This window comes from Proteus sp. HMSC14B05 (genome assembly GCF_001808035.1).
GTDB lineage: Bacteria > Pseudomonadota > Gammaproteobacteria > Enterobacterales > Enterobacteriaceae > Proteus > Proteus mirabilis.
The window spans coordinates 144,190-157,677 of the sequence record NZ_KV791984.1 but is presented as its reverse complement, the minus strand read 5'-3'; the positions used below and the strand labels follow the sequence as shown (position 1 = coordinate 157,677).

The 13,488-nt window shown below is 39.0% G+C and carries 14 protein-coding genes; 9 read left to right on the top strand and 5 right to left on the bottom strand.

What is annotated here, in order from left to right:
• The first annotated feature begins 9 nt into the window (after positions 1-9).
• From rseC to acpS, 8 genes are all read left to right on the top strand, one after another.
• Positions 10-474: a SoxR-reducing system protein RseC gene (gene rseC / locus HMPREF3129_RS07650; protein ID WP_004243895.1), complete on the top strand. Its 465-nt coding sequence runs from the start codon at positions 10-12 to the stop codon at positions 472-474.
• A gap of 320 nt (positions 475-794) precedes the next feature.
• A complete protein-coding gene (lepA, locus tag HMPREF3129_RS07645) occupies positions 795-2,591 on the top strand; it encodes a translation elongation factor 4 (protein ID WP_004243894.1) in 1,797 nt (598 codons plus the stop codon).
• A gap of 14 nt (positions 2,592-2,605) precedes the next feature.
• Positions 2,606-3,577, top strand: coding sequence for a signal peptidase I (gene lepB, locus HMPREF3129_RS07640; RefSeq protein ID WP_004248458.1), 972 nt, complete (start codon positions 2,606-2,608; stop codon positions 3,575-3,577).
• A gap of 195 nt (positions 3,578-3,772) precedes the next feature.
• The gene (rnc, locus tag HMPREF3129_RS07635) at positions 3,773-4,453 is read left to right on the top strand and encodes a ribonuclease III (protein ID WP_004248457.1); all 681 of its coding nucleotides are present in this window, start codon (positions 3,773-3,775) and stop codon (positions 4,451-4,453) included.
• The gene (gene era, locus HMPREF3129_RS07630) at positions 4,450-5,358 is read left to right on the top strand and encodes a GTPase Era (RefSeq protein ID WP_004243892.1); all 909 of its coding nucleotides are present in this window, start codon (positions 4,450-4,452) and stop codon (positions 5,356-5,358) included. The genes rnc and era overlap by 4 nt, the downstream gene beginning before the upstream one ends.
• A gap of 12 nt (positions 5,359-5,370) precedes the next feature.
• On the top strand, positions 5,371-6,111 hold the full coding sequence (gene recO / locus HMPREF3129_RS07625) for a DNA repair protein RecO (protein ID WP_004248456.1): 741 nt from the start codon (positions 5,371-5,373) through the stop codon (positions 6,109-6,111).
• A 69-nt stretch (positions 6,112-6,180) separates the two neighbouring features.
• A complete protein-coding gene (gene pdxJ / locus HMPREF3129_RS07620; RefSeq protein ID WP_004243888.1) occupies positions 6,181-6,912 on the top strand; it encodes a pyridoxine 5'-phosphate synthase in 732 nt (243 codons plus the stop codon).
• Positions 6,912-7,292, top strand: coding sequence for a holo-ACP synthase (gene acpS / locus HMPREF3129_RS07615; protein ID WP_004243887.1), 381 nt, complete (start codon positions 6,912-6,914; stop codon positions 7,290-7,292). The genes pdxJ and acpS overlap by 1 nt, the downstream gene beginning before the upstream one ends.
• Before the next feature lie 29 nt (positions 7,293-7,321).
• On the opposite strand, the gene HMPREF3129_RS07610 is transcribed toward acpS, so the two are convergent.
• Positions 7,322-7,582, bottom strand: coding sequence for a YfhL family 4Fe-4S dicluster ferredoxin (locus tag HMPREF3129_RS07610; protein WP_004243886.1), 261 nt, complete (start codon positions 7,580-7,582; stop codon positions 7,322-7,324).
• Positions 7,583-7,894: 312 nt separating this feature from the next.
• Here HMPREF3129_RS07610 and tadA point away from each other — a divergent pair, with 312 nt between their 5' ends.
• On the top strand, positions 7,895-8,425 hold the full coding sequence (tadA, locus tag HMPREF3129_RS07605; protein WP_004248453.1) for a tRNA adenosine(34) deaminase TadA: 531 nt from the start codon (positions 7,895-7,897) through the stop codon (positions 8,423-8,425).
• 19 nt (positions 8,426-8,444) lie between these two features.
• Here the strand turns inward: tadA and HMPREF3129_RS07600 are convergent, their stop codons facing one another.
• The 4 genes from HMPREF3129_RS07600 to HMPREF3129_RS07585 are packed head-to-tail and all read right to left on the bottom strand — an operon-like array spanning position 8,445 to position 13,375.
• Positions 8,445-8,993, bottom strand: coding sequence for a fimbrial protein (locus tag HMPREF3129_RS07600; RefSeq protein ID WP_036918722.1), 549 nt, complete (start codon positions 8,991-8,993; stop codon positions 8,445-8,447).
• Positions 8,993-10,066, bottom strand: a complete 1,074-nt coding sequence (locus HMPREF3129_RS07595; RefSeq protein ID WP_070486916.1) for a fimbrial protein — start codon at positions 10,064-10,066, stop codon at positions 8,993-8,995. The genes HMPREF3129_RS07600 and HMPREF3129_RS07595 overlap by 1 nt, the downstream gene beginning before the upstream one ends.
• A 26-nt stretch (positions 10,067-10,092) precedes the next feature.
• Positions 10,093-10,857: a fimbrial biogenesis chaperone gene (locus HMPREF3129_RS07590; RefSeq protein WP_004243877.1), complete on the bottom strand. Its 765-nt coding sequence runs from the start codon at positions 10,855-10,857 to the stop codon at positions 10,093-10,095.
• Between the two features lie 31 nt (positions 10,858-10,888).
• Positions 10,889-13,375, bottom strand: coding sequence for a fimbria/pilus outer membrane usher protein (locus HMPREF3129_RS07585; RefSeq protein WP_004243876.1), 2,487 nt, complete (start codon positions 13,373-13,375; stop codon positions 10,889-10,891).
• Between the last annotated feature and the right edge of the window lie 113 nt (positions 13,376-13,488).

Below are 13,488 nucleotides of genomic sequence, written 5' to 3'. Positions count from 1 at the left end.
GTATAAGTTATGGTTAAAGAGTGGGCAACAGTCGTACATTGGCAACAAGGGAGGGCTTTACTACGTTATGGCTCATCGTCCGGTTGCGGGAGTTGCCAAGCTCGAGCAGCTTGTGGTTCTTATTTATTAAATAAAATAGGCCCTGAAACTGTTCATCAGTTAGAACTTCCTGTTGAACAACCTTTAGTGGTGGGGCAAAAAGTGGAAGTTGGTATACCAGAAAATAGTTTACTTCGTTCCGCTATGTTGGTTTATCTTACTCCTTTGCTGGGATTATTTATCGTTGCAGGGATAGCCAGTCTGTGGCTTTCTAGTGAGTTGGCTATTTTTTGTAGTGGTTTAGTGGGGGGAGTGTTAGGCTTCTTATTAGCTAAAAATATTGCCCGCTGGTGGAGTAAAGATGAAGGATTTGAACCTATTATTTTACAAATAGGACTTCCACCTAATGAATTGCAAGTACAATATCAAGAATAATAATAAAGAATGAATATGATAAAAAATGGGGCATAGGCTCCATTTTTTGTTATTAAACTTATTTTATGGTTCTGATCTTTTTTATTGATAGATAAAAATCAAATTTCTATCTAGTGAAAGTGCAGTTACGCTGCATAAATAAAGGTAAGCTTTATCATAAATGTTTGTGTTTGATGAACGTTTCTTTGAGTATAATGTCTCTAGTGTGTAGAATGCGTCATCAATCATAACTCCTGCAATATAGAGTTTTCGCTTTGTGTCCATGAACGACGCTAAAGCCAGATTTATAGAGCAAAGCAATAGAGAAAAATAATTTCAGAATGAAAAACATACGTAACTTTTCCATTATCGCACATATTGACCACGGTAAATCGACGCTATCAGATCGAATTATTCAAATTTGTGGTGGCTTAACAGATCGTGAAATGGCTGCGCAGGTTCTTGATTCTATGGATCTTGAGCGTGAGCGTGGTATCACCATCAAAGCACAAAGCGTAACACTCAATTATACCGCTGATGACGGTGAAGTTTATCAGCTTAACTTTATCGATACGCCAGGACACGTTGACTTCTCTTATGAAGTTTCTCGCTCTCTTGCCGCTTGTGAAGGTGCTTTACTGGTTGTCGATGCAGGGCAAGGGGTTGAAGCCCAAACATTAGCAAACTGTTATACGGCGATAGATATGGATCTTACTGTCGTTCCGGTATTGAATAAAATTGACTTACCTGCCGCAGAGCCTGAGCGTGTCGCTGAAGAGATTGAAGATATTGTCGGTATTGATGCGACCGATGCAGTGCGTTGTTCTGCTAAAACCGGCGTGGGTGTAAAAGAAGTGATTGAACGTCTGGTGAAAGAAATACCTGCGCCAGAAGGCGATCCTGACGCGCCTCTACAAGCACTTATTATTGACTCTTGGTTTGATAATTACCTTGGTGTTGTCTCACTTATCCGGATCAAAAACGGTAAAGTCAACAAAGGCGATAAAATCAAAGTGATGAGTACAGGGCAAGTTTATAATATCGACCGTATTGGTATTTTTACGCCTAAGCAAGTTGATACAACATCGCTAAGTTGTGGTGAAGTAGGCTGGGTAGTTTGCGGTATTAAAGATATTCTTGGTGCCCCTGTTGGGGATACATTAACAGCCGCACAGAAGCCTGCAGACAAACCATTACCGGGCTTTAAAAAAGTCAAACCACAGGTTTATGCGGGGTTATTCCCGGTCAGTTCTGACGATTATGAATCATTCCGTGATGCATTAGGAAAATTAAGCTTAAATGATGCGTCACTCTTTTATGAGCCGGAAAGTTCATCCGCATTAGGATTTGGTTTCCGTTGTGGTTTCTTAGGCCTTCTCCATATGGAGATTATCCAAGAGCGTTTAGAGCGTGAATATGATCTTGACCTGATCACCACAGCACCAACAGTAGTTTATGAAGTGGAAATGACCAATGGTGATATCATCATGGTTGATAGCCCATCAAAACTGCCGGCACTGAACAATATTGAAGAGATCAGAGAGCCTATTGCGGAATGTCATATGTTACTACCGCAAGAATACTTAGGTAATGTGATTACTTTATGTGTCGAAAAACGCGGCGTTCAAACTAATATGGTCTATCATGGTAATCAGGTTTCATTAACTTATGAAATTCCGATGGCTGAGGTGGTATTAGATTTCTTTGACCGTTTAAAATCAACCTCTCGCGGTTATGCTTCGTTAGATTATAACTTCCTGCGTTTCCAAGGCTCCAACATGGTACGTGTTGATGTCTTAATTAATGGTGAGAGAGTCGATGCACTTGCATTAATCACCCATAATGATAACGCACCGTATCGTGGACGTGAGTTGGTGGAAAAAATGAAAGAATTCATTCCACGTCAACAGTTTGATATTGCGATCCAAGCTGCAATTGGCAATCATATTATTGCTCGTTCAACTGTTAAACAGTTACGTAAAAACGTATTAGCTAAATGTTATGGTGGTGACGTTAGCCGTAAGAAAAAACTGTTGCAGAAACAGAAAGAAGGTAAAAAACGTATGAAGCAAATTGGTAATGTCGAGTTACCACAAGAAGCGTTTTTAGCCATACTGCATGTTGGTAAAGATAAATAATTTAAGGAGAAAATATGGCTAGCACGTTTGCCTTGATCCTAACGTTGGCAACGCTAATTACGGGTATTTTTTGGTGTATAGATCGTTTTAAATTAAAGCCAGCCCGCAAAGCGAAGTTAAAACGTTTACAAGAGTTAACGCAGGGAAGTGAGGATCAGCAAGAGTTAGCAAAATCGATTAATAAACCAAGCTGGGCAGAGACATTAGGCTCTCTGTTTCCTGTATTGGCGATTGTATTGATTTTGCGTTCCTTTGTGTATGAGCCGTTTCAGATCCCATCTCGTTCGATGATGCCGACTTTATTAGTCGGTGATTTCATCTTGGTTGAAAAATTTGCTTATGGATTAAAAGATCCTATTACACAAACAACCTTGATTAGTACGGGTAAACCTAAACGTGGTGATATTGCGGTATTTAAATACCCACGTGATCCATCAACTGACTTTATTAAACGGGTGATTGGTTTACCGGGGGATAAAATAGTGTATGACATGACGTCGAAGAAATTACACATTTACCCAAATTGTAATAAAGCAATATGTGATGATGAAATAGCGGTAACCTATGGTACAGCGTATCCTAGTGAATGGACATTACTGTTACAAAGTGTACCTGGTGGTCAACGTATTAGCGGTATGAAATCGATTCCGATTGAAGAGCCAATTTCTACAGCTACGCAATTTCGCCAAGAAGAGAGAATTGAAACGATTGGTGATGTCTCTCATCGTATTATGACTATTCCGGGAGATGTTACTGTACCTGAATTTATTCAACCGGGATTACCTCAAGGTACGTGGATTGTCCCTGAAGGTCAGTATTTTATGATGGGTGATAACCGTGATGGTAGTTCAGATAGTCGTTTCTGGGGCTTTGTGCCTGAGCAAAACTTAGTCGGTAAAGCCACAACGATTTGGATGAGCTTCGAGAAACAAGAAAATGAATGGCCTACAGGTGTTCGTTTCAGCCGTATTGGTGGCATTAAGTAATTTTTAACAAAATAGCTACAGCATTCCTTTCTATCTCAGTGTAGAATATGCCACTTCTTTAAACATGATTGGCTCCTGTATAAACAGGAGCCAGTGCAAACGCAACAGTTCTGTTATTCAACCCGATAATATCTCGTTGTTTTTAAACAGGTTTGTTGCGTGTGCTTCAAATTAAGTAATGGAAATTGATCGCACATGAATACTCTATTAGTTAACCAGTTACAAAAAAAACTGGGTTATACTTTTAAACAAAATGAATTACTTTTACAGGCACTTACTCACCGTAGTGCAAGTAGTAAACATAATGAACGCTTAGAATTTTTAGGTGATTCAATTCTAAGTTATGTCATTGCTAATGCGCTTTACCATCGTTTCCCTCGTGTCGATGAAGGGGATATGAGCCGGATGCGTGCAACCTTAGTGCGTGGTAATACCCTCGCTGAACTAGCACGTGAATTTGAACTCGGTGAATGTTTACGGTTAGGGCCGGGAGAATTAAAAAGCGGTGGTTTTCGTCGCGAATCTATTTTGGCCGACACAGTAGAAGCGTTAATTGGTGCTATTTTTCTTGATAGTGATATTCAAAATATCGAAAATATCATCTTAAAATGGTATGAGAATCGCTTGGCTGAAATCAGTCCGGGTGATAAGCAAAAAGATCCTAAAACTCGCTTGCAAGAATATTTGCAAGGACGTCATTTACCACTACCTTCTTATGTTGTTGTACAAGTACGTGGTGAAGCTCATGACCAAGAGTTTACGATCCATTGTCAGATAAGCGGTATCGACCAACCTGTTAAAGGGATGGGTACAAGCCGTCGTAAAGCCGAACAAGCCGCTGCTGAACAGGCATTAATACAATTGGAGCTTGAATGAGCGAAGAACAAACCTATTGCGGATTTATTGCGATAGTCGGTCGCCCTAATGTAGGGAAATCAACATTACTGAACCAATTATTGGGGCAGAAAGTTTCTATTACTTCACGTAAGCCACAAACCACCCGTCACCGTATCATGGGTATTGATACTGATGGTGCATATCAGGCTATTTACGTGGATACCCCAGGCTTGCATATTGAAGAAAAGCGAGCCATTAACCGTTTAATGAACCGTGCAGCAAGTAGCTCTATTGGTGATGTTGAACTGGTTATTTTCGTTGTCGAAGGAACCAATTGGACGCCTGATGACGAAATGGTATTAAACAAATTAAAATCACTACGTTGTCCTGTGCTATTAGCGATTAATAAAGTTGATAACGTTACAGATAAAACCAAGTTACTGCCACATATTGGTTTTTTAAGTCAACAAATGGATTTTCTAGATGTAGTGCCGATTAGTGCTGAAAAAGGCATGAATGTCGATACTATTGCTAAAATAGTGCGTAACTGTTTACCTGAAGCCATTCATCATTTCCCAGAAGATTATATTACTGATCGCTCTCAACGTTTTATGGCGTCAGAAATTATTCGTGAAAAATTGATGCGCTTTTTAGGTGAAGAATTACCTTATTCTGTGACGGTTGAAATTGAACAATTTGTTACTAACGATCGCGGTGGATATGATATTCACGGTTTGATTCTGGTTGAACGTGAAGGCCAGAAGAAAATGGTGATTGGTAATAAAGGCGCTAAAATCAAAAAAATCGGTACGGAAGCCCGCATGGATATGGAAGATTTATTTGAAAACAAAGTTCATCTTGAACTTTGGGTGAAAGTAAAAGCGGGTTGGGCGGATGATGAACGTGCTTTACGTAGCCTTGGCTATGTGGACGATTTAAAATAGTAGGTTACTGAAGTGGAAGGCTGGCAACGTGCATTTGTTATCCATGCTCGGCCTTACAGTGAAACGAGTTTATTGCTCGATTTTTTCACTGAGAATGAAGGGCGAGTGCGCATATTGTCAAAAGGTGCGCGCGGCCGTCGCTCTCCTTTAAAAGGAGCTCTTCAACCTTTTACTCCCTTGCTCATTCGTTGGAGTGGGCGAGGTGAGATAAAAACCCTCCGTGATGCTGAGCCTATCTCTTTAGCATTACCATTAACAGGCACAGTACTTTACAGTGGTCTGTATCTCAATGAATTACTTTCTCGTGTTTTGGAAAATGGCACATCATATAGCACGCTTTTTTTCGAATACTTATCTTGTTTGCAAATCCTTGCTGCCAGTGAAACTACTCCAGAAGCTGCTCTAAGGCGCTTTGAATTAGCGTTATTAACGCAATTGGGTTATGGCCTAGACTTTTTGCATTGTGCAGGAAGTGGTGAACCTGTTTCTGATACCATGACTTATCGATACCGAGAAGAAAAAGGCTTTATTGCCAGTTTGGTGGTTGATCACTATAGTTTTACTGGATTGGAATTAAAATCGCTGGCAAAACGAGAATTTCCTACGGCTGGTACATTGAAAGCAGCAAAAAGGTTTACACGAATGGCCTTGAAACCTTATTTAGGTGGAAAACCATTAAAAAGTAGAGAGCTGTTTCGGCAATTTGCTATTAAAAAGTGTGCGAAAAAAAGCGTATTGATAGAGGATAAATAATATTGTCTTTTTCTTCTCTATGGAATGTGTAAACTAAGGTAATACAACGTTATTTTTCAGGAGAAGAGCATGTCTGATATTCTACTTGGCGTTAATATTGACCATATTGCAACCCTACGTAATGCCCGTGGTACAACTTATCCCGATCCGGTTCAAGCGGCATTTATTGCGGAACAAGCGGGTGCTGATGGGATCACTATTCATTTACGTGAAGACAGACGTCATATTACCGATCGTGATTTAATGCTGATCAGCCAAACGGTTCAAACAAGATTAAATTTAGAAATGGCGGTAACAGAAGAGATGATTGAGATTGCTTGCCAAACTCAACCTGATTTTTGTTGTTTAGTGCCTGAAAAACGCCAAGAAGTGACCACAGAAGGTGGTTTAGACGTGGTGGGTAATGAAGAGAAAGTGGCTGATGCGATTAAACGTTTATCATTAGCGGGGATTAAAGTCTCTTTATTTATTGATCCTGACCATGAGCAAATTAATGCAGCAGATCGTGTCGGCGCTCCTTTTATTGAAATTCATACCGGTGCTTATGCTGACGCTGAAGATGAACAGGCTCAAGAGAAGGAGTTTGTTCGCATTCGTGATGCGGTAACCTATGCAGCGTCTAAAGGTTTAAAAGTCAATGCAGGTCATGGTTTGCATTATCATAATGTACAACGTATTGCTGCATTACCTGAACTTTATGAACTCAATATTGGTCATGCGATTATTGGTCGAGCGGTATTTAGTGGGCTTGCACCAGCCGTTGAAGAAATGAAACGCCTAATGAGAGAAGCGCGTCGCTAATGGCTATTGTTGGTATAGGTATGGATATCGTTGAGATATCACGTATTGAAGAGATAATAGGGCGTTCAGGAGAACGCCTCGCGCGACGTATTCTTACTGATAATGAATGGATTATATATCAATCACATAAACAACCCGTTCGTTTTTTAGCTAAACGATTTGCGGTAAAAGAAGCCGCAGCCAAAGCATTAGGTACAGGCATTCGCTTAGGATTGGCATTTAACCATTTTGAAGTCGCTAATGATGAATTAGGTAAACCAACATTGCACTTTTTAGCTGTGGCAAAAGAGATGGCGCAAAAAGCGGGAATAAATGCTATTCACGTGACACTGGCTGATGAGCAACGTTACGCCTGTGCAACCGTTATTTTAGAAAAATAACGCTTAAATTTATTCCCGATTGCGTTTGCTTAGATTTTGTCAGCGTGGTGGATCAGTACAAACTTTTCCCATAATTCATCTTGCGATTCAGTATGAGCAGGATCGATGATAATTGTATTCGTGATAGGGCATACCGACTGACAAGTCGGTTTATCATAATGTCCTACACATTCAGTGCAAAGATCAGGATTGATTTCATAAATATCATTCCCCATTGAAATGGCATCGTTAGGACATTCGGGTTCGCACATATCGCAGTTGATGCATTTCTTCGTAATTAGTAAAGCCATATCAGTCACTTAATATATAAATTATTAAATTACAGTAACTTATATCTTGCACTTATATGTTACTTTTAGTTTATTGGTTGTATTTTTACTGCAAATTGACAGTGTTACTACAAATAATAGAGCACTGCCACACAAAATAAATACACAATTATATACAAAAGAGTGTGAGATTATCATATACGTGAAAGATTCTAAATATATTGATGTTGCAGAGGGGAATATCTTTTACAACATTTCACACGCTAATATCTTTAGTTATCAATCTAAAACAGGCTACAATACCGCGCTGTATAATAATGAAGAGATGTTCTTGTGAATAAAATTAAAGATGATATTTATTGGATGCATAAAGCGATTGAGCAGGCACATAAAGCACAACAACTCGGTGAAATCCCTGTAGGAGCCGTGTTAGTCGCTGATAATAAAATCATTGCTAAAGGTTGGAATCACTCCATTATTGATAATGATCCTACTGCACATGCGGAAATTATGGCATTGCGTAAAGGTGGGAAACATCTACAGAATTATCGCCTACTTGACGCCACATTATATATCACGTTAGAGCCTTGCGTTATGTGTGCTGGAGCAATTGTACATAGTCGTGTAAAAAGAGTGGTCTATGGTGCATCTGATCTAAAAACAGGTGCCGCAGGCTCATTTATTGATATTTTGCAACATCCCGGAATGAACCATAAAGTTGAAATAACATCGGGTGTTTTAGGTGAGGAGTGCGCACAACTCTTGAGCCAGTTTTTTAAGATGAGAAGGGCAGAGAAAAAACAACTGAAACAACAGCAACGTTTAATTACTCAAGGCTTAATCATACAAGAGAAAGCCAAATAGCATCTATTTGGCTTAATTGTTATTGGTAATTGAGTGTATAGGTTGCTTGTGCTTGAAATGGTCCTGTGAGTATCGTTTGATTTTGAATAGCTGATGATGTTGCTTCAACATAGGCCATAAAATCAAATTGTACTCGTTTATTATTAAGCTGTTGAGGAGCACTTGGTTTTTTTAATTCAATAATATTATGTGCCTTGTCAGTAAAAGCGATGCCAATACTTTTCGGCTCTTCTGAGCCACTCCCAGTAACGGCTATATGATTGGGCATTGTTGAATGCGCTTGACCATCTAATGTGATAGTGACACTTTTATAAATATCTTGGCTACAATTTTCTAAACTGATACTAAAAGCAACGGGGTTGCTTTTTTGTAGTGAATAGAGATCTTTTGCAGATATTTGTTTGAAATCAATAACTTTATTTTCATCTCCCGCAACAATCGTACAGCCATGTGCAACAACAACGCCTTTAAATTCCATCTCTCCACCAATAATATCAGTGGCAGCAAAAGTGCTAGGAGAGAGCAATAACAAGCAAGTTATAGCTGACTTTATTATGCTGTTTTTCATTACATAAACTCCGCAATGAGTGTCGCATGAGCTGAAAACTCACCTTCAGTAATTTTACTGCCCGCTTTGGCGATGGGGGCTGCACTTACTTCCCAATTTCCGTTGAAATTATTGAGTTTGCCAACCGAGAAATATTGGTTAGGTGGGATAATCGTACCTGACTTATCTCTTAAGACGATACCTAAGTTACTTCTATCTACAGAGCCTGTTGTACCAAGGTAGTTAGAATCAAAACTCGCAATACCTGAGCTACCAGTCTGAACTTTAAACATTATTTTGCTATTAGGATCGGTAAAGCTTCCCCCTTCGCACTTGATGGGAATGTTGCGAGTAATTTTGTAGTTTTGCCCATTGAGATAATCAGAGGTATTTCCCACATTACCAAAGTCAAAGGTAATTGGTGAACCATTATTAAAGATACATTTATCTTTAGTGGTAATGATCCCCGAGGTGATCACTAATTTAGAAATGGGCTCTGAACCATAGGTTTTTGGCGCACCGCTGTGACTTACCATGGCATACATTTGTGCAAGAGATTGCCCATTAAGACTGACACCATTAATAATGGGTTTTCTTAAACGGAAGGTGAGTTGTCCGCTACTTCCCGAGGAAATATGCGGTTTAGGTGAAGAGGGGACTCTGCAACCTTGTAGATTATTTCTATTATTAGGTATGTCAGAAAAGGGCACTGTGGGTAAAGGATTAGGCCCCCAAATTTCAAAATTAATTTTGATATCAACATACTCATTTAATTGATAAAAGTTATTACCAACAGGGGGTAAATCAGTCGTTGCTTTAAAATAGGTTAATGCACGATCATAGATACGTGAGTTAGGACAATATACTGTCCCATCATAGCGATCAGGCAACGAAAACTTTACTGTTGCTAATTCTCCCGCTTTGTTATTAGGAAAGGTGGTGTGATCTAATACTGCATAGAAAATATTAGGGCCACCATTGGTTCTCACTTCACCTTGTAAATAAGCAATTGCGTGCAACGGCATTAAAGAAACAATGCCGGCACAAAATAGCATTACTGATTTGGAATGAATGTTTTTTTTATTGAGGATCATTTTATTCCTACCGGCATCTGAGTTCATTAATATTTAGGTTGTTGATCTTTAGGGGCTACTTTGCAGCTATCTTGCTGACATACAAATTTGAGCTCTGGGTGTCCACCGTAATCATTTACATACATCATATAAAACTGATTAACGTTACTGGTTTTTACTGGTATATCCAGTGAAGCTTTTGGCGCAACCATTAATCCGGGGAAGGTGGTTAATTTATCGCTATCCTCACCATTTAATTTATTAGAAAGTGAGATAATCGTGATGTAATAAGGGGTTGGATTATTAACAATAAATTTATTACCTTGTTTTTTAAACACCAGTTGATCTTGCCAAACCATTCCCGGTTTTTCAGGTACTATGGCACTAGGGCGATAGAATAATTTAATGCGTGACTGCATCGCCATCTGTAATACGTTGGCTTGTTTTGGTGCGGGTGGAATTTCACGCACATTTAAATAAAACAGTGATTCTCTATCTTGAGGTAATAGCCCAACTTCAGCTGTTTTTGTAATGCGAACTACGCCTTTTTGAGCACCATCAAGGCGTTGTAACGGTGGAAGTGCCACTAAGGGTGAAGAGATCTTCTGCCCATTTTCATTTTCAACCCAAGATTGCGCTAAAAAAGGAATATCAGGGCTGGTATTTTTTAAATTAACACTGGCTGAGTTTTCATTACCCGTTAATACAATACGAGTTCTATCCAGTGAAACACCCGCTTGTGTTGTATTCACTAGACTCAGTGCCAGCAAAGAGCCACAAAATAGTGTTTTTAGTGTGCTGAATGAGTTCATGTTAATTATCTCTCATTATTAATTTTATTTGTTAACGATCCTGACAAACGAGCGATTGATGTTTTAAGGGATCTGTTATTTCCGCGGGAATGGTAATTGAACATTGTGTTTTACCGTTCCAAATTACATTTAATGATTCATTAAGGTTAACACCCGCAATATAAACAAGGCCTTCTTCCATCACCATACCAATACTTTCCCCTTTTTGATTGGTGACTTCTGCACCAAAAGGAGGGTATTTATTATCAGTTGTCTGTAAGACAGCCATTAAACGTTCACCTTGACGAACCGGAAATTGGTAATAACCAATGGCACCTTCTGTTAAGGTTGTTGAAGCAATGGCTTTACGCGTTTCGATATCTTGATCCATCTTATCGACGTCAATACGTGCATCAACATTGTTATAACTTGTTAAGTCGGTTAGTACACCAATGCCGAAGCGGTTCGTAGTCGTGCTTTGACCATTAAAGGGCACCCCTGCAACACCATCAGTATCCACCATTATTCTTGCGGTGCTAGATGTCATACTGCTACTGTGTAATGCAGCGCCATAACGAGTAGCAGTAAAACCGCCTTTTATCGTTGCGCCCACTGCTAAGTAATTATCTTGTTGATAGCTTGCATTGGCATTGATTTCTGCATACTGAGAACGATGTTGATAATAACCATCGGTATTGGCTTTCTTATCCGAACTTAAGCCTGCTCTTATGCGCCATAAATTATTATAATCACGATTATCAGCATAAGAGGCCATTTGTGTCACTTTGCCATTGTTATCTTGCAAGTTATAACCAATATTGCGACCACTTCCTAATGGTAGTGAAATATTAAAAGAGAGCGTATCGTCAGTATTCCCTTTATATTGGGTACGAAATGCTGACAAGTTGGTATTGATTTGCTCAATCCCCATAATGGAAAAATTGCGACTTACTGTGACACCATACTGCTCTTGAGTATTTTTATCCCAATAATTTTGGTGGCGATAAGAGAGATAGAGGGTGGTCGATTTCTCTGCATCATCTGCCCAAAAAGTTTTATTACCGGTAATGGTGTACATTTCTTTTTCATAGCCATTATTATTGATGCCGTTATAACGCTCATCAATATACTGAGAAAAAGAGCGAAATGTTTTTTCTGAGAAACGATAACCTGCAAAAGTAATGGTACTGTGGTACTCATCAAAAGTTTTTGCATAGTTTAGTTTAAAAGACATCCCATTGATTTTTTCATTATCATAGGTTTTGCTATAAGACTGTGTAATATCACCAGAAAGGGTACCAAAACGCCCCATATCATGGCCGATACCTAAAGACCATGCGTTATAATCTTTAGCGGTAAGTAAAGCACCACCATAGAGAGACCATGTATTATTCATCCCCCATGAAAAATCCCCTTGATAGAAAAGAGGGCCTTGCATTTTATGGTTGTTCACGGATGACTGTCCCAGTGAGGTATTAAAACGCACAGATCCTGGGCGAGTCATATAAGGCAAATTAGCGGTTTGCACTTGAAATTCGTTAATCTTACCATTTTGCTCTTCAACTCTAACATCGAGTTGACCCTGTACGGTATTTTGTAGATGGTTAATCACGAAAGGGCCAGCAGGTACGGTTGTCTCATAAATTAAACGTCCATTTTGGGTTACCGTCACTTTTGCATTGGTATTGGCGATGCCATGAATTTCAGGTGCATAGCCTTGGAGAGAAGGGGGTAACATTCTCTCATCGCTTTGTAAATTGGCTCCTGTAAAACGGAAACTATCAAAAATTTGAGAGTTTAAATAAGTTTCCCCAACCGTTAATTTGGCTGCGAGATCAGGTAATGGCTTATAGGCATAAATTTGGTTCCAATCAAAACGATTGTTAGACGAATATTCAGAAGAATAATTGCCTTGATATTCAGCTCGTAAACGCCATTCACCCAAGTTTAATCCCGCTTGACCATAACCAGTTAACGTATTGTTATTATTGCCTTTATTAGGGCGAGTTGACGTTCCTGTTAGTGTATAATCAAAAATAAGCCCAGAGACCCCGCTATCCCAAAGCTCCGGAGGAGTCCAATCAGATTCTTCATATTTCATTAATGAGCGCGGTAACGTGATATCAAGTACACCACCATCATTTTTAATCGAGATACCGGGTAATTGGCTAATATCAAAACAATCTGGTGATATTTGTTTGATATATTTTTGGTTTTCTTGGTTGATTGTTAACTTTTTTAAAAGAGTAGGGTCGATACAAGCCACGGAATGATTATCTGCTACTTCAATATAATTAATATTTTGGCGAGGAAAGTCGCGACCATTTAGACGAATATCTAAATAGTACATACCCGGAATGATATAATTTGAGGTAGAAAAACGTGAAAGGTCGACATTATCGCGATCTTCCGCGTCTAGCATATGAATGTTAAATTCCACAGAATCGTCCTGCTCTGCTTGTGAGAAAAACGCCAAGCTTAATAGCAAAGTCGCACAAATGGTCTTCCATATTGTGTGGGGTGAATAAGGAATTAACATGAATAAACGCCTAATTATTATATTAAATAAAAAGTAATTAAATAATAAATATTTATTTAATTACTTTTCATTTTTATTAAATTGAAGTGTTTTATTGAATTTAACGCAGAGGA

Bases quoted from the DNA above. Each gene is read 5' to 3' on its own strand.
- rseC (WP_004243895.1), top strand. From the start codon at position 10: ATGGTTAAAGAGTGGGCAACAGTCGTACATTGGCAACAAGGGAGGGCT.
- lepA (WP_004243894.1), top strand. From the start codon at position 795: ATGAAAAACATACGTAACTTTTCCATTATCGCACATATTGACCACGGT.
- lepB (WP_004248458.1), top strand. From the start codon at position 2,606: ATGGCTAGCACGTTTGCCTTGATCCTAACGTTGGCAACGCTAATTACG.
- rnc (WP_004248457.1), top strand. From the start codon at position 3,773: ATGAATACTCTATTAGTTAACCAGTTACAAAAAAAACTGGGTTATACT.
- era (WP_004243892.1), top strand. From the start codon at position 4,450: ATGAGCGAAGAACAAACCTATTGCGGATTTATTGCGATAGTCGGTCGC.
- pdxJ (WP_004243888.1), top strand. From the start codon at position 6,181: ATGTCTGATATTCTACTTGGCGTTAATATTGACCATATTGCAACCCTA.
- acpS (WP_004243887.1), top strand. From the start codon at position 6,912: ATGGCTATTGTTGGTATAGGTATGGATATCGTTGAGATATCACGTATT.
- HMPREF3129_RS07610 (WP_004243886.1), bottom strand. From the start codon at position 7,582: ATGGCTTTACTAATTACGAAGAAATGCATCAACTGCGATATGTGCGAA.
- HMPREF3129_RS07600 (WP_036918722.1), bottom strand. From the start codon at position 8,993: ATGAAAAACAGCATAATAAAGTCAGCTATAACTTGCTTGTTATTGCTC.
- HMPREF3129_RS07595 (WP_070486916.1), bottom strand. From the start codon at position 10,066: ATGATCCTCAATAAAAAAAACATTCATTCCAAATCAGTAATGCTATTT.
- HMPREF3129_RS07590 (WP_004243877.1), bottom strand. From the start codon at position 10,857: ATGAACTCATTCAGCACACTAAAAACACTATTTTGTGGCTCTTTGCTG.
- HMPREF3129_RS07585 (WP_004243876.1), bottom strand. From the start codon at position 13,375: ATGTTAATTCCTTATTCACCCCACACAATATGGAAGACCATTTGTGCG.